Origin of the sequence: Brevibacterium marinum (assembly GCF_011927955.1) — a bacterium.
Lineage (GTDB): Bacteria > Actinomycetota > Actinomycetes > Actinomycetales > Brevibacteriaceae > Brevibacterium > Brevibacterium marinum.
Window position 1 is genome coordinate 1,399,518 of the sequence record NZ_JAATJN010000001.1, and the last position, 22,019, is coordinate 1,421,536.

Genomic DNA, 22,019 nt, shown 5'->3' on the forward strand with positions numbered 1-22,019 from the left:
AACAGTCCTGCAACGAATCGCCCGCTGCCGGACGGTGCGGCTCTGCCCGGGCATCGTGGCAGGCCCGGGCTGCGCATCGCGGCGGGCCCGGCCCGGGATCCCGGCCGGCCCAGCCCAGGCGTCGTGGCCGGTAGACTTGTGTGCGTGACTATCGCTCTGTACAACACCGCCAGCCGCACGACCGAAGAGCTGCGCCCCGTCAATGCCGGGCATGTGGGCATCTACGTCTGTGGTGCCACGGTGCAGGGGGAGCCCCACATCGGCCACCTGCGTTCGGCTTCGGTCTTCGACCTGCTGCGGCGTTGGCTGAGCTACCGCGGCTACGACGTCACCCTGGTCCGCAACGTCACGGACATCGACGACAAGATCCTGTCGAAGTCCGCCGAGGTGGGCCGCCCCTGGTTCGCCCACGCCTTCATGTACGAGCGGGCCTTCACCCGGGCCTACGCCGCTCTCGACGTCCTGCCGCCCAGCTACGAGCCCCGCGCCACCGGGCACATCACGGAGATGATCGAACTCATCGGCCGACTCATCGACGCCGGCTACGCCTATCAGGCGCTCGACGGCACCGGGGACGTGTACTTCGCGGCCACCTCGTGGGCCGACTACGGCCGACTGACCAACCAGCGCATCGAGGACATGGAGCCGGCCAACGATGCGGACATGCGCGGCAAGAAGGACGCCAGGGACTTTGCGCTGTGGAAGGCGCACAAGCCCGGCGAACCGGACACCGCCTCGTGGCCGGCTCCCTGGGGTCGTGGCCGACCGGGCTGGCACATCGAGTGCTCGGCCATGTCGACGAAGTACCTCGGCGAGAATTTCGACATCCACGGCGGCGGGCTCGATCTGCGCTTCCCGCACCACGAGAACGAGCTGGCCCAGTCGCGGGCGGCCGGTGACCGGTTCGCCAACATCTGGATGCATTCGGGTCTGCTCAACGTCGGCGGGGACAAGATGTCGAAGTCACTCGGCAACTCCGTGTTCGCCTCCGAGCTCTTCGACCGATACAGCGCGCTGGCGGTGCGGTTCTTCCTCACGGGCGCCAGCTACCGGTCGATCCTCGAGTTCTCACCCGAGGCCATGGATCGGCAGACAGCCTCGCTCGATCGCCTGGCGAACTTCCTCCATCGGGCCCGGCAATCACTCGGCGACGCCGCGCCCGCCCTTCCCGACGTCGGCGACTCCTACGCCCGGCGCAGCGTCGACGTGCCCGAGGAGTTCGCCGCCGCACTCGACGACGACCTCGGCGTGCCCCGTGCCCTGTCCGTGGTGTTCGCGACGGTCACCGAGGGGGCGAAGCTCCTCGACTCCGGGCAGGAGAAGGCAGCCCTCATCCGGATCGTTGCCGAAGTGGAGCTCATGCTCGATATCCTGGGAGTCAACCCCAGCTCCGAGGCGTGGGCCCGGTCAGGCGCGGATGCGAAGGTTGAATCGGCGCTGGACTCCCTCGTCGCCGCGCTCGCCGGCCAGCGGGCCGAGGCGAAGGCGGAGAAGGACTTCGCCACGGCCGATGCGATTCGCGACAATCTGGCATCGGCCGGGATCGTCATCGAGGACACGCCGGACGGATACCGGTACCACGTCAAGGACAGCTGAGGCGTGCGAGCGCTGACACGTCCACTGCAACCCGCACAGCACACCGCAACCTGCACAGCACACTTTTCAAGAAGACCCTCCCGGTGACGAACTCCGGTTCGTGACCACCTACGACTCCTAAGGATTCACATGGCTTCCACCCCCCGCTCCGGCGGTTCGAAGAAGGGCCCGACCAAGGGCTCCGGCGGCAAGAACAAGCGCAGTCTGCGCGGCAAGGGTCCCACGCCCAAGGCCGAGGACCGGGTCTATCACAAGGCCCACAAGTCGGCGGCGAACCGCAAGTCCGCGAACGCCTCGGCACAGGCCAAACGACGCAAGAAGGAAAGCGGCCCGAACATGGTCGCCGGGCGCAATTCGGTGCTCGAGGCACTCCGGGAAGACGTTCCCGCAACCGCCATGTACGTCGTCGGCAGGATCGATTCGGACGACCGCGTCCGGGAGGCCATCACCCTGGCCACCAAGCGCGGCATCTCGATGCTCGAAGCGAGCAAACCCGATCTCGACCGGCTCACCGACGATGCGATCCACCAGGGCATCGCACTGCAGATCCCTCCGTACGACTATGCCGAGCCCGGTGACCTGCTCGAGGCCGCCGCCGACCGAGCCGAGACTCCGCTGCTCGTGGCGCTCGACGGCATCACGGACCCGCGCAACCTCGGTGCGATCGTCCGGTCCACTGCTGCCTTCGGCGGCCACGGCGTCATCATCCCTGAACGTCGTGCCGCCTCGATGACGGCCGCTGCGTGGAAGACCTCTGCCGGCGCAGCCGCTCGCATCAGGGTCGCTCAGGTCGTCAACCTCGCTCGCGCCATCGACGAACTCAAGAAGCAGAACGTCTTCGTCGTCGGGCTCGACATGGACGGAGAGGTCGATCTGCCGGAGCTGACCTTCAGCCGCGATCCCGTGTGCATCGTCGTCGGTTCGGAGGGCAAGGGCCTCTCGCGCCTCATCGCCGAGAAGTGCGATCAGATCGTCTCGATCCCGATCGCCGCGACCACGGAGTCGCTGAACGCGGGCATCGCCGCGGCCGTCTCCCTCTACGAAGTCGCCCGCACCCGCCGCCGCTGAACGGCGGGCCCTTTCCGCGGCAACGCAGCGCACCCGAGCGGCGCGAGCAACCCTCCGGGCGCTCAGCAACCTGCAGAGGGGTTGCTGAGCGCCAGGAGGGTTGCTGAGATCATTGCGTGCCGCTCAGGCCTCGAGGCCGGCGCGGTAGTCCGCTTCGCTGAGCGCGCCGACGCGGGAGTGGCGGCGGCTGTAGGCGAAGTAGACGACGAAGCCGACGAGCATCCAGAGTCCGAAGACGATCCACGTGGTTCCGCCGAGGTTGACCATGAGGAACGCGCAGGCCAAGGACCCGAGGATCGGGATGGTCGGACCGAAGGGCACCTTGAACGAGCGCGGCAGGTCGGGGCGTTTGACACGCAAGTAGATGACGGCGAGGTTGACCAGGCAGAAGGCGAACAGGGTGCCGATGCTCGTCGCATTCGCCAACTCGCCGAGGGGGATGAGCGCTGCCGTGATCGCCACCAGGACGCCCGTGACCAGGGTTCCCACCAGGGGAGTGCCCGTGCGCGGGGAGACGATGCCGAAGACCTTCGGGACCATGCCGTCGCGGGACATGGTGAGCAGGATGCGTGACTGCCCGTAGAGGACGGTGATGACCACGGAGAGGATTGCGAGCACCGCAGAGACGGCGAAGACGAAGACTGCGAAGTTCGAGCTCGTGATCTCGTGGACGATCTGGACCAGGGGCGCGGTCGAGGTTTCGAACCACTGCCACTGCCTCGCACCGATTGCGGCGACGGCGACCAGCACATACATCGTGGTGACGATGACCATCGAGGCGATGATCGCCCGAGGCAGGTCCCGCTTCGGGTTCTTCGCCTCCTCACCGGCGGTCGAGGCCGCGTCGAATCCGATGTAGGAGAAGAACACGCTCGACGCGGCCGCGGTGACTCCGGCCGCGCCCATGGGCAACATCGGCGCGAAGTTCCCGGCCTTGAACGCGGTGAAGGCGACGATGGCGAAGAAGACGAGGATGCCGAGCTTGACGAACACGATGATCGTGTTGACGACGCCGGATTCCTTCGCCCCGCGCATGAGCAGGACCGTGGCGAGGAGGACGACGATGAGCGCCGAGAGGTTGATGACGCCGCCCTCTCCCTCGGGGCCCGCGGTCAGGGACGGGGGAAGCGACATGCCGAAGATCCGCAGCGTCTCATTGACATAGTCCGCGGCACCGACGGCCACCGCCGCTACCGACACTGCGTACTCGAGGACGAGGCACCACCCGCAGATCCAGGCCATGCCCTCGCCGAGAGTCGCATAGGAATACGAATAGCTCGATCCCGAGACCGGGACCATGCCCGCCATCTCCGCATAACTGACCGCCGACAGCAGAGCCGTGATGCCGGCCAGGATGAACGCCAGCCAGACGGCGGGACCGGCGATCGGCACGGCCTCACCGAGGATGACGAGAATGCCCGTGCCCAAGGTGGCGCCGACGCTGATCATCGTCAGTTGGAAGACGCCGAAGGTTCTGCGCAGCCCGCCCGTGGACGCGTCCCGGGTGTCCTCGACCATGCTGGTGATCGACTTGCGACGCAGCAGCTGGTTGGTCAGCCGGGGAGGATCGGTCGCTGGGGCGGAGGCGGAAGGGTCTCGAGCAGTCATGCGAATATTCTTGCACGTGCGAAGCCGAGGACCACACGCCGCACGGTCCCCCGCACACCCGAGGTCGCACGGTCCCCACACGGTCCCCCGCACACCCGGGCACCGCACGGTCCCGGCACGGCCCGCCGCACACCCGAGTCCACGTGGTCTCGGCATATCCCGCCTGACGGAGAGAGCTACACGTGCGGGGAGAAGCGTCCGTCCTGGGCCATCCAGCCGCCGTCGACGAGCTGGGAGTGTCCGGTCACATAGGTCGAAGCGTCCGAAGCGAGGAACAGGACCGGACCGGCGATCTCGTGCAGGTTGCCCCAGCGGCCCAGGGCGGTCTTCTCCGCATAGGCGTTCCACCACTCCTCATCGGCCTTGATCTGCTGCGTCAGCGGAGTGTCGAAGGGGCCGGGCAGGACCGCGTTGACGCGCACACCCTGCGGCCCCAGCTCGCTGGCGAGCGTCTTCGTCAGCTGTACGACACCGGCTTTGGCCGCGGCGTAGAGGCCCTGACCGGGTTCGATCGCCAGAGCCCGGAACGAGGAGTAGGTGACGATGGAGCCGCGTCCGCGTACGGCCATCTCGGCGCCGAATCCCCGCATCAGCCGGTAGGTGCCCTTGAGGTTGATGTCGATGACCTTGTCGAACTCCTCATCGACCGTCGACAGCAGTCGCTTGCGCACGTTCGCCCCCGGGGTGTTGACGAGCACCTGGGCGTCCGGGTGGGCCGAGACGAGGGCGTTGACCGACTCGGTGTCGGTGATGTCGACGCGTGCGGCTTCGGCACGGTTCGCCCCCGAACCGCCTGCGGCTGCCCGGCGTTCGGCGATGAGCCGCACAGTCTCCTCGGCGCCGTCGAGGTCGAGATCGGCGACGACGACGCGGGCACCGGCGTCGGCGAGGCCGATCGCGCTCGCCTGCCCCAGCCCGGAGCCTGCGCCGACGACGACGGCTGTGCGCCCGCTGAGGTCGAAGAGGGCGGGGATCGAGGGGTTGTTCTCATTCGTCGGCATGGTGGTCTGCTGCGTCGGCACGGGGTTGTGTGGGACTTGCGACATCGGAGGTCCTTTTCTCAGCTCGGTCGGTTGGGGCGGTGCGGTCGGCGAACGCCTCGTCGACCTCAAAGGTATGCCCGCCGAGGCGGGGCTCGGGTCCTCGTTCCACTTCGTGGAAGCCTCAGAACTTCTCACTGTCGACGTAGAGGGCTTCGTCGGGCAGGTTCGCGAGGTAGTCGACGATGAAGTAGGCGATGGCCTCCATCGTCGGAATATCGCGCTGTCGTGCCCGGGACATCACACGCCGGTGCTCGACGAACTCATAGAAGATCTGGCCGGGTTCGAGCTTCTGGGTGAGGTTCTCCGGGATGGCGGAGATGAGGGGCTTGTAGACCTCGTCGAGCCAATGTCCCGCGGCGTCGTCCTCGTCGAGTTCGACCGGCAGCTCACCCGAGCCGTGCGCACCACCGGTGAAGCCGGGAGCGCTGCGGTGGGAATCGAGGTCGTTGAGCATCGTCCGTGCTTGGTTCTCGTTCGCGCCGATGCCGGTCAGGCGCAGGAGCCGTCGGGAATGGTGGTTGGGTTCGACGACCTTGGGCTCGACCAGCAGGCTGACACCGTCGAGGTCGGTGGTCACCGTCAGCTCGCCGAGGTCGAAGCCCAGATCATTGAGCCTGCGGATGCGCTCGTCGATGCGCCAGCGTTCGTTGACGGAGAACTCCTCGACCCGAGTCAGCTCGGTCCACAGCCCGTTGTAGGCCTCGAACAGACGCTGACCTGCGGCCATCGGGTCGATTGCGGGGTCGATGAGGCCCGCGGCCTGCAGATCGAGGAAGTCGCCGGCGATGTTCGTGCGCGCGATGCGCAGGTCCATCTGCCGCTGACCGTCGGAGAGCTGGTCGTGGAGCTCACCGGTCTCCGCATCGACGACGTAGGCGGCGTAGGCGTCGGCGTCGCGGCGGAACAGGGTGTTCGACAGCGACACGTCGCCCCAGTAGAAGCCGACGAGGTGGAGCCGGGCCAGCAGGACCGCCAGCGCATCGACGAGGCGGCCGGCCGTGTCCTCGGCCAGCGACCGCGAGAACAGGGCGCGGTAGGGCAGCGAGAAGTCCAGGTAGGCCGTCAGAAGTGCCCCGGGAAGCTCCGTCGCCGAAGTGGTGGTTCGGTTGGTCACATAGGCGCGCGGTTCGACCGTGGGCACGGCCAGGTTCCCGAGAACGCCGAGGATGTCGAACTCGCGCAGAGCCCGACGATCGTCGGTCTCCTTGATCGCGAGGACCTCATCGCCGATCTCGACGAAGCGCACGACGTGGCGGGAGATCCCACGGGGCAGGCCGCCGAGGGAGTCGTGGGTCCACTCACCGAGGGGAAGATGCCAGGGAAGGCGTTCGATCGCGGTCCGGTCGGCACTGCGGACCGCATGGATCTGCGGTGCTCGAGTCCCGGGCACCGATCAGGAGTCCACGTCCGCGATCGAGGCGACGAGCGCCTCGGCGACTTCAGGCTTCTCCACTCCGATCAGGCGCCCATGGTCGAGGAACGCGATGCGGTCGCCGAGGACCTTCGCGTCCGCGAGGTCGGCCGTGGCGTAGAGGGTGGTCAGCCCGAACTCCTGCTGCAGGTCCTTGACCAGACGCAGCGTGTCGGCCTGATGTTCGGGGACGAGGTTGACGACCGGTTCGTCCATGATCAGGACCTTCGGCTGGCGGACCACGGCCCGGGCCAGGGCGATCGTCTGCCGCTGCAGGGCGGAGAGGTCGCCGGGCACGGAATCGAGGATGCCGCTGAGCCCGATCTTCGAGGTCACGGATTCGACCCGAGCCTGGATCTCCTCGGCGGGCAGCCCGTCGACGCGGAGGGCGAAGCCGAGGTTGTCGCGTACGCTCATATGCGGGTAGAGGGCGTAGCTCTCGAGGGCGAGGGTGACGTCGCGATCATTGACCGCGGCGTGGGTGACATCGTTTCCGTCGATGAGGATCGTGCCCGTCTTGGGCGCTTCCAGGCCGTGCAGCATCCGCAGGATGGTCGACTTGCCGGATCCGGACGGGCCGTAGAGGACGAGGAACTCCCCGTCGTCGATGAAGAGGTTGAAGGGATGGACCGAGGGAGACACGGTGTTCTCGTAGGCGTGACTGAGGCCATTCAACGACACTGTTGACATGTTTCCTCCTAAAGTGTTCGTGAGCAGCTGGTCGTCGGTGACCTGGCGGGGATGCTCAGTCCTTCTCATCCTAAGCCGTCGGACGCGATCCGAGACAGCTCATTCGACAAAGCGTAGAGTGATTCTCAGCACTGTGTCAGCGCACGGTCGCAGACCTGGGCGAACGCTGGGTGAGAAACCTCGGTGGGCGCGCCGATAGACTGCCCGGTATGAAGGTCAAGCTCGATGACGTCGCAGCCCGGGCCGGCGTGTCCCTGGCGACGGTCTCCCGCGTCCTCGGCAGGCGCGGGGCGGTGGCCGAGGAGACCCGGGCCAAGGTGCTCGAGGCGATGAATTCGCTCGGCTACTCGCGCTCCACTCTGCTGCATGAGGCGCCGAGGCGACTGGTGGCCGTCAGCACGCCGGGGAACCCCGAGCACTGGCAGGTCCAGGTCTGCACCCGCGTGGCCACGGAACTTCAAGAGCACGGCCTGCTCATCACCCGCCCACCCGTCGAGACGGAGACCGCCCCGCTCGAGGTGGCCGTCGATGCCGGTGCCGTCGCCCTCGTGACGCCGACGCTGACGAGCCTGCACACCGATATCCCCTGCATCCGGGTCGACGAACAGTCGGCGCTGGACTCCGACGACGCCAGCGGCGACATCATCGCGGCTCGACTCGACCTCGGCGGAGGGATGACGACGGCCTTCGAACACCTTCAGGCCATCGGGCACCGGCGCATCGGCCTGATCTGCAACGACAGCGGCGAACTCGCGGTGCAGCTGATCAGACGCTTCCGCGCCGAACACCCCGCCCGCAACTTCGGGGTCAGGCTCGATGACTGGATCGCGCAGGTCCCGAAGTCCTTCTCGGGAGGCTCCCGGGCGGTCCTCGACCTCAAGGACGCGACCTGCACCGCGGTGATCGTGCAGTCGGCCCTGCAGCTGCACGGAACCCTGCACGGTCTGCGCAACCGTCACCTGCAGGTGCCGCGCGACATGTCCGTCGTCGGCTTCGGCGACTCACCGACGATGAAGTTCACCGGCCCGCCGGCCACCGTGCTGGGCATCGACGTCGAGGGGCTCTCACGGGCGCTGGTGGCGGCGACCCTGTCCACGCTCAAGATCTCCGGTGAGGACCTCCAGTCGGTGCCGCCGGTGTTCCGGCCTCGGCTGCTGGCCCGGGCTTCGACGACGGCGGCCCGGCAATGAGTGAGCACAAGCCGACAGCGAATGAGCACAGACACGTCGGCCTCGGCACCATCGCTGACGCGGCGGGGGTGTCGAAGGCGACGGCCTCGCGGGCGCTGCGTCACCCCGAATCGGTCTCCACGACCTCCCTGAGCAAGGTCAGACATGCTCTGGCGATCCTCGGCGTCGAGGCCGGCGACGACTCGGAGGCCCGCAGCCCACAGCTGCTCGCCCTCGTCCGGCCCACCGCGCCGGCGGGCTACGTCGATCCCTATGCGCGTCTGTTCGAGATCCTGACCAGTCGGATCTTCGCCCAGGGGATCGCCGCGGTGCATGTCGAAGTCGCGCCGAATCGAGTCGAGGCCCTCGCCGAGTCGCTCCTGGGCCCGGCCGAAGGCGACCCGCACGTTCAGGGCGCCATCGTCCTCGGCGGGGGAGCGGCCGGTGAGCTCGCCGCGAAGTTGGCCGAACGCGGCCTGCCGCAGATCAGGGTCTCCAACGCTCGCCACGAGGACGGGATCTCACGCATCGTGCTCGATGCCGCCAACGGCATCGCCACCGCGGTCCAGCACCTGGTGCACCTGGGCCACCGCCGGATCGGCCTGGCCGTGCTCCGGGACTCCGCCGCAGCCGGGCGCATCGCCGGATTCCGCAAATCCATGGCCCAGATCCTCCACATCCCCGCCACCCGCGATCAGGCGCCCGTCGTCGAAGCCGCGGGCGGCACCATGGCCGGAGTCGCTGCGGCCGAGGAGCTGCTTGCGCTGCGCTGCTCCGCCGTCATCGCCTGCGCGCCGTCGCTGTCGTTCGGCATCCTCGAGGCCGCCGCCCGCGCTCGCCTCGACGTGCCCCGTGACCTGTCCCTGCTCACCGTCGGGGACATGCCCGATGCCGATGTCATCGCTCCGCCCCTGTCGCAGGTCAGTTACGACTGGGAGGCGATCGCCGTGTCTGCGCTGGGGGAGGTGAGGGTGATGGTGGCCGAGCCCGCCGAGGCGGTGCGCATCGACTATTCGGTCGCCCCGGACCTCGTGCTCCGTGCCAGTGCGGTTCCACCGCAGCGACGTTGAGGCAGCGCCCGCCGAGGTGGTCCGGAAGCGACTCTGATGCCGCTCCCGCCGAGGTGGGCCGGTCGCTGTCGGTTCACTGCCTGGCCTGTCGTGTGCGGCGTTCGTCCGCGAGCCGTGTGAGCAGCTCGGCCACGGCCGAGGGGTCGGTGATCCTCCACGGTGCACGGGTCGGGGCCGGACCGACCTTGATGCCCATGCCCGAGAGGGCACGCGAGCCTTCGAGCTCCGCGAAGGCGTCCTCATCGGTGACATCGTCGCCGAGGTAGAGGACCGCTGCAGGCGAGTCGGCGGTGGCGAGCGCCCGCAGACCGTCTCCCTTCGTCGCGGTCTTCACCGCGAGTTCGGTGATGTCGTGACCCTCGATGACGCGGATCCCGGGATGCTCGGTCTGGACGGCGATGACCTGGGCGTGCAGCGCGGAAGCGAACTCGGCGTCGAGGCCCCGAGTGTGCACGGTCCGTGAGAACGGCTTCCTCTCGACCCTGACCGAGGCGCCCGAACCGCCGTCGCTGGCAGTGCCGGACCCGGTGCTCGGATCGGCGGACAGGGAGTGTTCGAAGGAGGCGATGTGGGCGTCGATCGCCTCGAGCATCCGCTGCTCTTCGGCGCTGCGCCGCGGCGACGACTCCGAGGAAAACGGTGCAGAGGTAGACGGCGCCGTGGAAAACGGCCCAGTGGTAGACGGCGCCGCGGAAGACGGCCCAGTGGTAGACGGCGCCACGGAAGACGAAGCGGTGGGCACCGTGCCCAGATTCACCTCGGCGCCGTGCGAACCGACCAGCCACACGGACTCGGGAGGATCGGCCAGCGCTCGCAGCGTGGTGATGTCACGACCGGAGACCAGAGCCACCCGGGTTCCGGGCAGGGTGGTCAGCGCCCTGATCGCCCGTGCCGACTCCGGGAGCATCCGGGAGAGCTCGGGATCGTCCTGCAGAGGTGCGAGCACACCGTCGAAGTCGAGGGCGATGAGGACCGACTCGGCACCCGTGATCGGGCGCAGATCCACCTCGGTCGGGGTCGAGAAGTCGGGAGCCGACAGCGGCGTCGGGGTCTGCTCGGGTCGGGTCTGGGAAGGCGGCATGGCGGCCGGATCCGATGTCACATGTGCTCCTGTCGAGGTGCCGGACTGTCCGCGGTCGAGGTGATCCGGTCGGGAGCGGTTGTCGAGCGCTCCGGGAGGGTGGCGGGGCGCTCGGGGATGATCGCCTCCGGGTTCGTGTGGATCGCCTCGAGCTCGGCGAGGAACGCCTTCGACCAGATGCTCACGGTGTCCGTGGAGACCTTCTTGCGCATCTGCTTCATCCGTCGAGCGCGAGTCGGCTCATCCATCTGCACGGCTTCGAGGATGCCGGACTTGAGGTTGCCGATGTCGTGCGGGTTGACCATCACGGCCGCCTTGAGCTGGTCGGCGGCACCGGTGAACTCGGACAGGACGAGGGCGCCGTCATCGCCGGAGCGGCAGGCCACGTATTCCTTCGCCACGAGGTTCATCCCGTCGCGCAGAGCGGTCACGAGCATGACGTCCGCGGCGAGGAAGAAGGCCGTCATCTCATCGCGGGGATAGGAATGGTGGAGGTAGTGCACGGCGATCGACCCGACCTCGGCCTGCTCGCCGTTGATCCGGCCGACGGCCAGCTCCACATCGTGGCGGATGATCTTGTACTGCTCGAGCCTCTCCCGCGAGGGGGTCGCGATCTGGATCAGGACGATGTCCTCGACGTCGAGCCGGCCCTCGGCCAGCAGCTCCCCGAAGGCCTTGAGGCGGTGGCGGATGCCCTTCGTGTAGTCCATCCGGTCGACGCCGAGCATGACGACCTTCGGATTGCCGACCTCCTCGCGGATCTGCTGGGCACGCTCGAGGATCTTCGGATCGCGGGCCAGCTCCTCGAGGTACGGGGTGTCGATGGAGATGGGGAACGCCTCGGCGCGCACGGTGTGCTCGGGCAGGAGCTCGCCGGCGGGAACGTTGACCGTCGAGCCCTTCGTGGTGAAGTTGAGGCGACCGCGAACCGCGCGCCGGAAGTTCGCGGCATCGGTCGGGCGCTGGAACCCGACGAGGTCGGCGCCGAGGAGGCCGCGCAGGATCTCATCACGCCAGGGCAGCTGCGCGAAGAGTTCGAACGGTGGGAAGGGGATGTGGTTGAAGAAGCCGATCGCCAGGTCCGGGCGCATCCGGCGGACCAGCTGCGGAACCAGCTGGAGCTGATAGTCATGGACCCAGACGGTCGCCCCCTCGGCGGCCACCTCGGCGACCTTGGCCGCGAAGCGCTCATTGACCCGCACATACGAGTCCCACCACGTGCGGTGGAACTCGGGCGGGACGATCACATCGTGATAGAGGGGCCACAGAGTCGCGTTGGAGAAGCCTTCGTAATACCTGAGGACATCCTCACTGGTCAGGGTGATGGGAACCAGATGCATGCCGTCGATGGTGAACGGGTCGAAGTCGACGTCGGCCACCCCGGTCCACCCGATCCAAGCACCCTCCTGCGACTTCATCACCGGCGCCACTGCGGAGACCAAACCCCCTGGTGAGGTGCGCCATCCTCGACTGCCCTCCGCAGGGTCGCGGTCCACGGGCAGACGGTTCGCAACGACGACGAAATCACTGTCGCCATAAGTGGAATCCGTCGTGGTCTCGGCAGAGTTGACGGTGTTCATCTGCGCCTCCTCCTGAGTCGGTCCTTGGAACGAACTGTACCCGCTCGACTAGGCTTGGACAGGTGATGGTTCAGGATCTGGGTGGCTACCGCCTCGTCGAGGAGCTCGGCTCGGGCGGCATGGGTGTCGTCTACCTCGGTGTCGACGGCGGAAACAACCCTGTCGCCGTCAAGGTCCTCCACCCTCACATCGCCAATGACGAGACCGCTCGAAAACGTCTCGCACGCGAGGTCAGGACCCTGCGACGGATCAAGCACCCCCGCATCGCCGAGGTGCTCGACGCCGAGCTCGACTCGGCGCAGCCCTTCATCATCACGGAGTTCGTCGACGGGCAGACGCTGTCGGATGACGTCCGAGACAACGGCCCCTTCGCCGTGGACGAACTCGTCCACTTCGGCCATGCCCTCCTCGACGCGCTCAACGCCGTGCACGAGTCCGGAGTCATCCACCGCGACCTCAAACCCGCGAACGTGATGATCATGGACGGCGAGCCGATGGTCATCGACTTCGGCATCGCCCAGGTCGCCGACGAGGTGCGTGTGACCGCGACCGGCCTCGTGATGGGAACGCCCGGATATCTGTCGCCGGAGATCGCCGACGGCAGGACCTCGAGCGAGAAGACCGACTGGTGGGGGTGGGCCGCAACCATGGCCTATGCCGCGACCGGCCGCAACCCCTACGGCTCCGGCCCCCTCGAAGCCGTGCTGGGACGCGTGGCCATGGGCAAATTCAACCTCGACGACGCGCCGCGCAACTTCGTCACCCTTCTCTCCGCCTGTCTCGACCCGAAACCCGAACGCCGCCCCAGCGGACAGATGATCCTCGACGCCCTCGTCGACATCGAATCCGGACGCATGCCGCAGCTGGGCTCCGGACCGGCCGCCGGACCCGATGCTGTGGCGAGGACACCGAACGGGACGGCGAGGATGCCCGCCGTCGACGCCGGTCCGGGAAGCGGTGGCCCCGGGGTCGGCCCAGCCGCTGCCGGGGCCGCCGCCGGGGCGGCGGCAGGCTACGGGGCTTCGGGCTACGGTGCCTCGGGCGACAGGGCGGCCGGGCACGGATCCCCGCGCGGGAACTACGGCAACTATCCGGGCTCGCCGCCACAGGGGCACCCGCAGGCCCAGGGGCACCCGCAGGCCCAGGGTCAGCCCGGCCCCGGGCCTCAAGGGAACCGGCCGCCGATGAACCGGGGCACCGCGCCCCCCGTGCGCAACCCCAACGGAGGCATCCAGGCGGCCCCGGGAACAGCGATGGCCGGGACCAACCTCGGCGGGCCAGGATATGGGCAAGGCGGACAGCTCGGCGGCCGGCCGCCCGGACCCGGTACAGGCCCACCGGATCCCAACGGCCGACCCGATCCCACAGGTCGGCCCGATCCCGGTCGGGCCGGTGTCCAGCAGGGGCAGCCTGGATACGGTTGGCCTCCGATGGCCTATCGGACGATCAGGACCGGCGGATGGGTCGTGTTCGGTCTCATCCTGCTTGCCATCGTGATCATGCCCTTGGGTCCCCTCCTGGTCACGCTCTTCGCGTTCCTGTGGTCGATCCTGGCCCGAACCGGCACACGCTTGGACCGCAAGGCGCAGAAGCACCGGTTCGAACGCGGAACGAACGGTGGAGGGGTCCTGCGCTCGCTCGCCTCGGCGCCGGGAGCGATCCTGGCATCGGCGCTGACCTCGGTCGCAACATTCATTCTGCCTGCGATCGCGGGCACGGCGATGCTCGTGCTCACCCGACTCGACATCGCGGGAATCGTGCCCAGCGGCTACTCGGAACAGTGGTCGGTGTGGGCGGCAGGCGCCGCGGGCGCCCTCGTGCTGTGGATCGGGCCCGGGGCCGCCAGCCTGCGCTACGGATCACGGCTGGTGGTCTCTCCGGTCACACGCAACCAGCTCGGTCGGCTCATCGCCCTGTCCGCGACAGTGCTGCTCATCGCCGTCGGGATCGTGGTCATCCAGACCGGGGCGGGAATGTCCTGGTGGCCCCTGTCGACGAACCCGTTCTCCTATCTTCCGGGACCGGTGTAGTCGCCTCCCCTCGACCGGTGTAGTTGATTCTTGAATTTCACTGAGAGTCGGGGTTCACTCGTGTTCGGTAGGGTGGGACGGTCGGGACCCGAAGATCGGCCCGATTCCCCACGGTCCGAGGCGGGGCCGAAGTCAGACGATCACAACGTGAGGAACAATGGCGAAGAACAACTCCGGCGACGATCGGCGGAACAAGGCACGTGAGAACGCGCGCCAGATCGCAGCGGCTCAGGACAAGAAGGAGAAGACTGCCAAGACCATCCTCTACGTGGGGATCGGCGTCGTCGTGGTGGTCGTGCTCGCGGTCGTCGGTTTTCTTCTGTTCCAGCAGAACAAGCCGGGAGTGACTCCGGCCAACTACGTCGGCGGCGGTGTCAGCCTGGCCAAGGACGGCGTGGTGCAGCCGAAGCAGATGCCGGACGGAGAGGAATCCGACCTGCCGACTCCCTCCGAGGCCGGTGTGAAGGACAATGCGGCGACCGTGACCGTCTACCTCGACTTCCAGTGCCCCGGATGCAAGGCGTTCGAGGAGGCCAATACCCCGACGCTGCAGAAACTCGTCGACGAAGGCTCGATCGTGCTCGAATACAAGCCGGTGTCGTTCCTCGACCGCATGTCCAGCGGCAACGAGTACTCGACCCGCTCGGCCAACCTCGCCGCGTGTGTCATCGACTCCCAGCCGGAGGTGACCGAGGACCTCTTCGCCGGACTGTACGCCCAGCAGCCCAAGGAGCAGTCGAGCGGTCGCACCGATGAGGAGCTCCTCAAGGTCGCCGAGGAAGCAGGCGTCGACACCTCGAAGCCTCTCACCTCGAACTCGGAGCAGACCGTGAAGAGCTGTGTCACGGACCAGTCGTTCAAGGACTACGTCGAGGACTCCTCGCAGGATGCCCTCGACGACAAGGTCGAAGCCACTCCGTGGGTGCTCATCAACGGCGAGCGCACGGACAAGACCAGCGACCCGCAGGCTCTGGCCACCGAGATCCTCAAGGCCACCGGCGAGTTCGAGGGCTGACCGACTTCGGCGGCACCGGCCGGCCATCGCCGAGGCGGTGGTCGGCAGACGCCCGATGGTGGAGTCCGGGGCATCGGCTGTTTTGTGGCCGCCCATGTGAATGGACTACTATCGTGTAGGCGCAGACTGCGCCACGCCTCCCTAGCTCAGTTGGTAGAGCACCGCTCTTGTAAAGCGAAGGTCATCGGTTCGAGTCCGATGGGGGGCTCCACTCCTCACCAGGGAAACCAGTTCAGCGAGATCGTCCTCGAACGGCAGCGAATACACGTGCGATGTGACCGCGGTTGATGCGCCCCATATATATTCTCTGCACCGCGAGCACCGAAGCTCCTCGACGGCGCCGAGTTGCAGCAGAGAGTCCTCGAGTGGGTGCAAGGACTCGACTCAGGTGCTGAGGTAGAGGTGAACCTGTTGGAGATCACGTGGCATCGTGTAGGTGGGCATGTTCTCATAGACTTACTGACCGCAGTGAGGAACAATGCAAACTAAATCGATTCTTGACGCTCCGGCGACTGGGCCTTTCTCTGGGTGCCGTGAAGTTACCGATGACGATGCGAGTAAAGCCAGCATCCAAGCCAGTGGCTTCTGGCAGAAGCTCGATGATTGCCTTTCAAGCCAGGGGCTGTCCGGGTGGACAGCGACAGCTATTGCAACTGCGTGTGCGGCGGCTTGCGCAGCAACTGCCGGTGCTGGTTGTGCGATTTGCATTGCAGGACTGACAGGTTTTGGTAGCGGAGTCGTTACATACTGCATTGGCAAGGCCAACGGGAAGTAGTTACCACTAGAGTAGACTAACCCAACCCAGTCACCGGATCGCTACCAGTGATGCGATCCGGTGACATTTGCAGATAGGAAGATCATGTTGAAGCGATTTCCCATCCTCTTTTTGCTTCTCGGGGCGGCCTGCATTATATTTGCGCTCACCCCCGTCGCAAGTCAGTATTCAGCCATTCTATGGGTAGTTGCAATCGTTTTTTTCATTCTGGCGTTGATCTTTAACATTAAGCGTCAAAAGGCGATCACAGCGTTGGGCGATTCAAAATAGACGGGCTGCCAGGAGGGCATTGTGCGACCAGCCGGAATCGAATCTGCAACGTCTTCATCCCAAATGAGTTGGGTGCCAATTGCCCTATGCTCTCATGTCCCTAAGTGCGCCGGTTTTGTTCTGACCGGATACCGCTAACCTCGACGTTTCATTGGTGGGCTCGCCATCATGATTCGCGTGCTCAGATGCGCGTCGGAGCCTGATTCTGGCATCCGAACATGACGCGGTGACCGTGTGTCGCCACAGCTTGGCGGGCATCCAACTCCCAGGCTTTCTTAAACTCGATACGATCACGGACATCGGCTCTCCTGAGTTCCACAATGTAATTAATCTTGTGGAATTCAGGTCGAAGGGCTTGAGTGGGAAGTTGGCAAACACGGAATCCCGAATCTTTGGCGAAGCGGGTCCGATCCTCGCACCGGGTCCTGGAATGGTGCCGGACTTCGAGATCCGCGAGTTGGTTGCCGGTCGTATTCGTCGCGAACGCGGTCAGCCTGTACCCGTCAACGTCATCAAAACGCAGTTGCGCGTCCGGGTGGGAACTCTCCCGGCGGACGTTGATTCGCATTCCGTCCGGCCAGTCGCTCAGGTCGAGGACTCCGGTGAGTTCGGCGACGGCGGCACTGATTCGGCAGCGGTGCATCAAACAACCGGGTTATCAGTGACCGTGTGTCAATCCTTGGCAGTCCACACAACGCCCTAACCTAACGGAATTGGAGTTAACCGTCCACGCCGCGTTTGAACACGAGCATGAGGGAGCGCATGCTCAGGACGAAGCCCCCGAAGAGCAGGACGAACCCGAAGAACGCGTAGAGGTGGATGCCCTCGGTCAGCAGCGGTCCCTCCTCGCTGGTGATGAGCATGATCGCCCCCAAGACGGCGGCACCGGCCAGGACGGCGACGATGAGCTGCTGGAACAGGCTCGTGAGGAACCGTCGATCGGAGGTGTTCTCGAGCACTCGCATGTTCATCGAGAAGCGTCCCTGCTCGAGGTCCTCGGTGATCTTGTTGAGCCGCCGAGGCATCCGGTCGATCATCGGCAGGATCTGCATCGTACGGCGCTGGAGTTCGTCGGTGATCTTCGTGGACTTCAGTTTGCTGCGCATGAGGCGGTTGCCCTCGTTGCGGGCGACGTCGACCACGTCGAAGGTGGGGTCGATGACGAGGAGCGCGCCCTCGACCGAGGCCATGGCTCGGAAGGCCGCGCTGATCGGGGCCGGGACCGAGAACCGATGGGCCAGAACCAGGTTGAACAGGTCGTCGAAGAGCTTCTGACCGTTGTACGACCTGTTTCCGCCGCCGTAGCGAGTGAGCAGTTCGCCGACGGCACGTTCAACGGCCCGATCGTCGAGATTCTCCGGGCGGCCGAGGAGTTCGATGAGGGAGTCCGTGGCTCCGGCGCTGTCGTTCTGGTCGATCGAGTAGAGCATGAGGCCCAGAGCCGTCTGTGTTCCCGGGTCGAGTCGGCCGACCGCGCCGAAGTCCAACAGTCCCAATCCGCCCTCGGGCATGATGAAGATGTTGCCCGCATGCAGGTCCGAATGGAAGACGCCGTCGGTGATGATCTGTTCGAGCGTCGCTCCCAGGAGGGTGGTGGCCAGTGCCTTTCGCTCCTTCTGGGAGAGTTCGGCCAAGAGCTGCCCGGCCGAGGACACAGGGCGACCGGGAAGTCTGTCCATGATGAGGAGCCGTTCGCTCGAGAGCTCCGGGTAGCTGTGGGGCACGGTCACGGAGAATTTGCCCGATCGTCGCAGACTGTCCTCGATGGCACGCATATTGCCGAGCTCGATCCGATAGTCCAGCTCCTCCTCGAGGGAGTTGGCGAACCCCTTGGCCAGGTTCTCAATACCCAGATCTTGACCCCACACCGTGGTCTTGTTGAGCCACCTGGCCAGACGCAGGATGATGTCGAGGTCCTGGTTGACCTGGTTGAGGGCCTTCGGCCGCTGGACTTTGACGATGACGTCGGTGCCGTCGAGCAGCGTGGCCTCATGGACCTGTGCCACTGAGGCGGCGGCCAGTGGTGTGGCGTCGATGCGCGAGAACACCTCGTTCAGCGGTCTGCCCATGCGCTCGACGATCGCCGGTTCGATGACCGACCAGGGTTCGGGGGAGACCTGCGTCTGCAGCAGCTCCAACTCGTGGACGTAGGCGGGAGGCAGTACATCACGACGGGTCGAGAGCATCTGTCCGAGCTTGACGAAGGTGACTCCGGCTTCCGCCAGGGAGTTCTTCAGCGCTCGGGCCGTCTTGGCCTCACGCCCCCGGGACGCACTTCGGCCGAAGCCGCGGATCTGTGATCCCAGACCGTGGCGGACTGCGATCGAGACGACCTCGGCGTAGCGTCGGCCGCGTCGCCTGCGCGCCTTCCAGCCGAAGAGCAGAGACTGGGGGCCGGGCACGGAGCCCGTCGGGAAGGCCGCTTCGATGACGACGAGCGCTCCGACGCCCAAGGCGAAGATCCAACCGGTGGCCAGCAGCAGGAGCATGAGAGCGACTCCCGGCGCGACGTCGAGACCACCGGCGTTCTGTCCCGTTCCGGCGCGATAGAGGTACTGCACCGTCAGCGCCATGACAGCGCTCATCACCAGGCCCACCCCGATGGTCCGCGGCCATCCTGTCGGGACGCCGACGACGCGGCGCACAACGGTTGCGGCAAGCCACGACTGCAGGAAGAGGAACAGCAGGGCGGCGATGCTCAGCAGCACGTAGGCTCCGAAATCGAGGGCGGCCATGAGCATGACTCCTTCCACAGCGGGGTGCCCGAACGTTGCGCGCGTCAGGGGCCGGTTGTCACCAGCCTAATCGGTTGGCCCCGGGGCGACCGGAGACGAGCCAGGAGAGTTCAGCGGCGCATTCTGCCAGGCAGTCCGATCTGTTTGGACCAGATGAGCGCCCACACGGCACCGAGGAGAGCGAAGAGCCCCGGGAACACGACCCCGAACCGCAGCGAGGCGAGGGCGATGACCACGGAGATGAGGGTCGGGCCCGCCAGCTTGCCGCCGTTGGAGAAGATCGCCCAGATGCCGAGGAAGCGGGCGCGTCCGATCACCGGCGACAGGTCCGCACCGATGGTCATGTTCACCCCGGCACCCAGTCCGTTGCCGAATGCCATGACCGAGGCGGCCGCGATCATCCCGACCAGGTCCGGACGCAGCACCATGAGGACGAAGCCGGATCCGAAGATCGTGAGACAGGCCACCATTGTCGTCGTCCGACCGAGGCGATCCTTGATGTAGGCGCCGAGGAACATGAAGCCCAATTCGAGGCCGGCACCGAAGGCGATGAGCAGGGAGATCGATGACTCCTGCAGCCCGATCTCGACGCCCCACAGCTGGATCACCACCGGTTGAGCGGACCGGGCCACGGTCAGGGCGATGATCGAGATCCCGACGAGGACCACGGCCTTCCACCTCACCTCCAGGCGAGGACGAGGGGGCTTGCGCGCATTCGTCCCGGCCGCCTCGGCGGGGGTGGGGTCCGTCGAGCAATCGGCGTCCGGCGCCCCTGCCGCGGGCGGGGCCGAACGGGCATTCCCGCGGTCCGAGTAGCCGGGGATGTGGGCGATGGGCAGGGCCATGACGACGATGGCGGCGAGGGACGCGGCTCCCGCGAAGACGAAGACCGACCAGAGTGGGAGGACGAGCATGAGTCCCGCACCGACGATCGGTCCGATGAGGTTGCCCACCCGCTGCGTGCCGCCCAGGGCGGTCATCGCCTTGGCCAGATCCTTCGCCGGCATCACCTCGGCGACGACGGCCTGCCTGGCCAGGTTCCACACATCGGCGACCGGAGCGAAGAGCATGAGCGCGATCGTGTACACGATCAGGGAGGCCGAGGAGTCCCAGAGGAAGGCCGCGACGATCCCGCCGAGGACGACGATCGCTGTGATCGTGGCGACGAGCATCGCCCGGAAGTCGCCGAGGCGGTCGATGAGGATTCCCGCCGGCACCGTTGCGGCAAGGGACACTGCGCCCATGATGCCGACGATGGCGGCGGCGAAGGACGAGCTCGCGCCCAGGTTGAGCGCGCCGAGGACCACGATGGGAAGAATCGAGCCCACACCGACGGCGAAGAGGAGTGAGGGCGCGAGGACCGGCCACAAGATGGGTTTGAGCACCTGACCAGTCTAGTTGAGCGCATGACCAGGCGAGCCGCGCGAGCCGCTCCCCGAGGCGGCGGCAGATCGGCCCGCCGGTGGCAGGGGGCGAGGTGGCAGGCAGCGCCCCCAGGTGGCAGGGGAGGTTGCTGGCCGCCGTTTACACTGTTCCCAGCGAAGATCCGTCCCTACCCCTCCCGATGCGAAAGTGATCGACATGACCAGTGACGCGGTGCAGCCGAGCAGGTTCCGACTCGTCCCGATGCGGCCGCGCGAGCCCGGTGAGGAGGGACGCGCGGCGAGCACTCTCGAACTCTTCTTCGACCTCGTGTTCGTCATCGCGGTGTCCATCGCCGCGTCCACCCTGCATGACACGGTCACTGCCGGCCACCTCGGCGTGGGCCTGGCCAAGTACCTCATGATCTTCTTCGCGATCTGGTGGGCGTGGATGAACTTCACCTGGTTCGCGACCTCCTTCGACACCGATGACTGGCTCTACCGGGTGATGACGATCGTGCAGATGGGCGGTGTGCTCATCCTGGCGGCGGGCATCGGGCCTGCCTTCGCCGATGACGACTTCCTCTTCGTCATCCTCGGCTACATCCTCATGCGCGTGGTCATGATCGCGCAGTGGCTGCGGGCCTCTCGGCATGCGGGCGGGGCGCGGCGAACGACCGTCGTCTACGCCTGCGGAATCGGCATCGTGCAGGTGCTGTGGGTGACGTGGATGAGCATCGACGATCACGTGCTGTCGACGGTCGTCTTCCTCATCCTCGTCCTCGCCGAGGTGGCCATCCCCGTCGTCGCGGAAGCGCGGGGGACGACGCCCTGGCATCCGGAGCACATCACCGAACGCTATGGCTGCTTCACGATCATCGTCCTCGGCGAGTCCATGCTCGCCTCGGCGAACGCGGTGTTCGAAGCCCTCTCCGACAGTGAGGACATCGTCTCGCTGGTCTCTCTCGGCGTCCTCAGCCTCATCGTGACGGCGGCGATGTGGTGGATCTACTTCTGGCCGCCCCATCACCGCGCGATCGGCAGCCTCGGTGGCTCACTCGCCTACGGCTACGGCCACTACGTCATCTTCGCCGCCGCCGGAGCGTTCTCCGCAGGAGTCGGCATCGAAGTCGATTCGCAACTGGGCGTGAGCGCGCTTGATCCGGTGCTTGCGACCTTCACGGTCTCGGTGCCGATCGCGGTCTTCGTCCTCGGCGTGTGGCTGCTGGCGATCAGGCCGAACGCCGGCGGCGCCGTCAACACGATCGTGCCGATCTGCGCGCTCCTCGTGCTGTGTGATCCGATCATCCCGATCCCGACATTCCTCACGACCTTCTTCATGATCATCATCGTCATCACCCTGATCGTGGCCTCGCCGAAGGGCGGTGAGTCGTCAACAGGCACCGAGGTGAGGGCGTGAGTTCCGGAGGCCGGTGAAGTGCCTCATGTCGTGAGTCTTCGCTGCGTCGACCCTGCGGGCGATCTCGTCCGCGCTGCGGCCGGGATGCATCGATTGT

The 22,019-nt window shown here is 66.5% G+C and carries 15 protein-coding genes, 1 tRNA gene and 1 pseudogene; 8 read left to right on the top strand and 9 right to left on the bottom strand.

From position 1 onward, the window contains the following. Nucleotides 1-144: 144 nt before the first annotated feature. Both cysS and rlmB read left to right on the top strand, forming a co-directional pair. A complete protein-coding gene (cysS, locus tag BKA07_RS06080; protein WP_167950105.1) occupies nucleotides 145-1,596 on the top strand; it encodes a cysteine--tRNA ligase in 1,452 nt (483 codons plus the stop codon). 129 nt (nucleotides 1,597-1,725) lie between these two features. Further along, nucleotides 1,726-2,664 (top strand): 23S rRNA (guanosine(2251)-2'-O)-methyltransferase RlmB, encoded by a 939-nt coding sequence (gene rlmB / locus BKA07_RS06085; protein ID WP_167950106.1) that lies wholly within the window; start codon nucleotides 1,726-1,728, stop codon nucleotides 2,662-2,664. 123 nt (nucleotides 2,665-2,787) lie between these two features. Here the strand turns inward: rlmB and BKA07_RS06090 are convergent, their stop codons facing one another. The 4 genes from BKA07_RS06090 to BKA07_RS06105 all read right to left on the bottom strand — a co-directional run bounded on the left by BKA07_RS06090 (nucleotide 2,788) and on the right by BKA07_RS06105 (nucleotide 7,416). Beyond that, on the bottom strand, nucleotides 2,788-4,272 hold the full coding sequence (locus BKA07_RS06090; protein WP_167950107.1) for an amino acid permease: 1,485 nt from the start codon (nucleotides 4,270-4,272) through the stop codon (nucleotides 2,788-2,790). 176 nt (nucleotides 4,273-4,448) lie between these two features. Further along, nucleotides 4,449-5,273: an SDR family NAD(P)-dependent oxidoreductase gene (locus BKA07_RS06095; RefSeq protein ID WP_167952934.1), complete on the bottom strand. Its 825-nt coding sequence runs from the start codon at nucleotides 5,271-5,273 to the stop codon at nucleotides 4,449-4,451. A 163-nt stretch (nucleotides 5,274-5,436) separates the two neighbouring features. Further along, nucleotides 5,437-6,705, bottom strand: coding sequence for a DUF4032 domain-containing protein (locus BKA07_RS19745; RefSeq protein ID WP_167950108.1), 1,269 nt, complete (start codon nucleotides 6,703-6,705; stop codon nucleotides 5,437-5,439). 3 nt (nucleotides 6,706-6,708) lie between these two features. Next, nucleotides 6,709-7,416, bottom strand: a complete 708-nt coding sequence (locus BKA07_RS06105; RefSeq protein WP_245161862.1) for an ABC transporter ATP-binding protein — start codon at nucleotides 7,414-7,416, stop codon at nucleotides 6,709-6,711. Nucleotides 7,417-7,625: 209 nt separating this feature from the next. Between BKA07_RS06105 and BKA07_RS06110 the strand changes: the two genes are divergently transcribed. After that, the gene (locus tag BKA07_RS06110; protein ID WP_167950110.1) at nucleotides 7,626-8,606 is read left to right on the top strand and encodes a LacI family DNA-binding transcriptional regulator; all 981 of its coding nucleotides are present in this window, start codon (nucleotides 7,626-7,628) and stop codon (nucleotides 8,604-8,606) included. After that, entirely contained in the window at nucleotides 8,603-9,655 is a 1,053-nt protein-coding gene (locus tag BKA07_RS06115) for a LacI family DNA-binding transcriptional regulator (RefSeq protein ID WP_167950111.1), read from the top strand. Before BKA07_RS06110 ends, BKA07_RS06115 begins: the two co-directional genes overlap by 4 nt. A gap of 73 nt (nucleotides 9,656-9,728) precedes the next feature. Here BKA07_RS06115 and BKA07_RS06120 read toward each other — a convergent pair whose 3' ends face one another. Next, a complete protein-coding gene (locus tag BKA07_RS06120; protein WP_167950112.1) occupies nucleotides 9,729-10,757 on the bottom strand; it encodes a trehalose-phosphatase in 1,029 nt (342 codons plus the stop codon). Then, nucleotides 10,754-12,316: an alpha,alpha-trehalose-phosphate synthase (UDP-forming) gene (locus tag BKA07_RS06125; protein WP_167950113.1), complete on the bottom strand. Its 1,563-nt coding sequence runs from the start codon at nucleotides 12,314-12,316 to the stop codon at nucleotides 10,754-10,756. The genes BKA07_RS06120 and BKA07_RS06125 overlap by 4 nt, the downstream gene beginning before the upstream one ends. 65 nt (nucleotides 12,317-12,381) lie before the next feature. On the opposite strand from BKA07_RS06125, the gene BKA07_RS06130 reads away from it, so the two are divergent. The 3 genes from BKA07_RS06130 (at nucleotide 12,382) to BKA07_RS06140 (ending at nucleotide 15,572) form a co-directional block, all read left to right on the top strand. Further along, complete coding sequence (locus BKA07_RS06130) at nucleotides 12,382-14,346, top strand: serine/threonine-protein kinase (RefSeq protein WP_167952936.1); 1,965 nt, start codon at nucleotides 12,382-12,384, stop codon at nucleotides 14,344-14,346. A 157-nt stretch (nucleotides 14,347-14,503) separates the two neighbouring features. Beyond that, the gene (locus BKA07_RS06135; RefSeq protein ID WP_167950114.1) at nucleotides 14,504-15,361 is read left to right on the top strand and encodes a DsbA family protein; all 858 of its coding nucleotides are present in this window, start codon (nucleotides 14,504-14,506) and stop codon (nucleotides 15,359-15,361) included. Nucleotides 15,362-15,496: 135 nt separating this feature from the next. Beyond that, nucleotides 15,497-15,572 (top strand) — tRNA-Thr (locus tag BKA07_RS06140). Between the two features lie 1,216 nt (nucleotides 15,573-16,788). On the opposite strand, the pseudogene BKA07_RS06145 reads toward BKA07_RS06140, so the two are convergent. The 3 genes and pseudogenes from BKA07_RS06145 to BKA07_RS06155 all read right to left on the bottom strand — a co-directional run. Continuing rightward, a pseudogene (locus BKA07_RS06145) lies at nucleotides 16,789-17,037 on the bottom strand (IS1380 family transposase); the annotation flags it as partial. An 88-nt stretch (nucleotides 17,038-17,125) separates the two neighbouring features. Then, the gene (locus BKA07_RS06150) at nucleotides 17,126-19,141 is read right to left on the bottom strand and encodes an ABC1 kinase family protein (protein WP_245161863.1); all 2,016 of its coding nucleotides are present in this window, start codon (nucleotides 19,139-19,141) and stop codon (nucleotides 17,126-17,128) included. A 110-nt stretch (nucleotides 19,142-19,251) separates the two neighbouring features. Beyond that, complete coding sequence (locus tag BKA07_RS06155; RefSeq protein WP_167950115.1) at nucleotides 19,252-20,526, bottom strand: MFS transporter; 1,275 nt, start codon at nucleotides 20,524-20,526, stop codon at nucleotides 19,252-19,254. A gap of 196 nt (nucleotides 20,527-20,722) precedes the next feature. Here BKA07_RS06155 and BKA07_RS06160 point away from each other — a divergent pair, with 196 nt between their 5' ends. After that, entirely contained in the window at nucleotides 20,723-21,922 is a 1,200-nt protein-coding gene (locus BKA07_RS06160) for a low temperature requirement protein A (RefSeq protein ID WP_209043881.1), read from the top strand. Nucleotides 21,923-22,019: the final 97 nt, after the last annotated feature.

What these genes read in the sequence shown, in the direction of transcription:
- rlmB (WP_167950106.1), top strand. Translation starts at nt 1,726, where the DNA reads ATGGCTTCCACCCCCCGCTCCGGCGGTTCGAAGAAGGGCCCGACCAAG.
- BKA07_RS06090 (WP_167950107.1), bottom strand. Translation starts at nt 4,272, where the DNA reads ATGACTGCTCGAGACCCTTCCGCCTCCGCCCCAGCGACCGATCCTCCC.
- BKA07_RS06095 (WP_167952934.1), bottom strand. Translation starts at nt 5,273, where the DNA reads ATGCCGACGAATGAGAACAACCCCTCGATCCCCGCCCTCTTCGACCTC.
- BKA07_RS06105 (WP_245161862.1), bottom strand. Translation starts at nt 7,416, where the DNA reads ATGTCAACAGTGTCGTTGAATGGCCTCAGTCACGCCTACGAGAACACC.
- BKA07_RS06110 (WP_167950110.1), top strand. Translation starts at nt 7,626, where the DNA reads ATGAAGGTCAAGCTCGATGACGTCGCAGCCCGGGCCGGCGTGTCCCTG.
- BKA07_RS06115 (WP_167950111.1), top strand. Translation starts at nt 8,603, where the DNA reads ATGAGTGAGCACAAGCCGACAGCGAATGAGCACAGACACGTCGGCCTC.
- BKA07_RS06125 (WP_167950113.1), bottom strand. Translation starts at nt 12,316, where the DNA reads ATGAACACCGTCAACTCTGCCGAGACCACGACGGATTCCACTTATGGC.
- BKA07_RS06130 (WP_167952936.1), top strand. Translation starts at nt 12,382, where the DNA reads ATGGTTCAGGATCTGGGTGGCTACCGCCTCGTCGAGGAGCTCGGCTCG.
- BKA07_RS06135 (WP_167950114.1), top strand. Translation starts at nt 14,504, where the DNA reads ATGGCGAAGAACAACTCCGGCGACGATCGGCGGAACAAGGCACGTGAG.
- BKA07_RS06150 (WP_245161863.1), bottom strand. Translation starts at nt 19,141, where the DNA reads ATGGCCGCCCTCGATTTCGGAGCCTACGTGCTGCTGAGCATCGCCGCC.
- BKA07_RS06160 (WP_209043881.1), top strand. Translation starts at nt 20,723, where the DNA reads ATGACCAGTGACGCGGTGCAGCCGAGCAGGTTCCGACTCGTCCCGATG.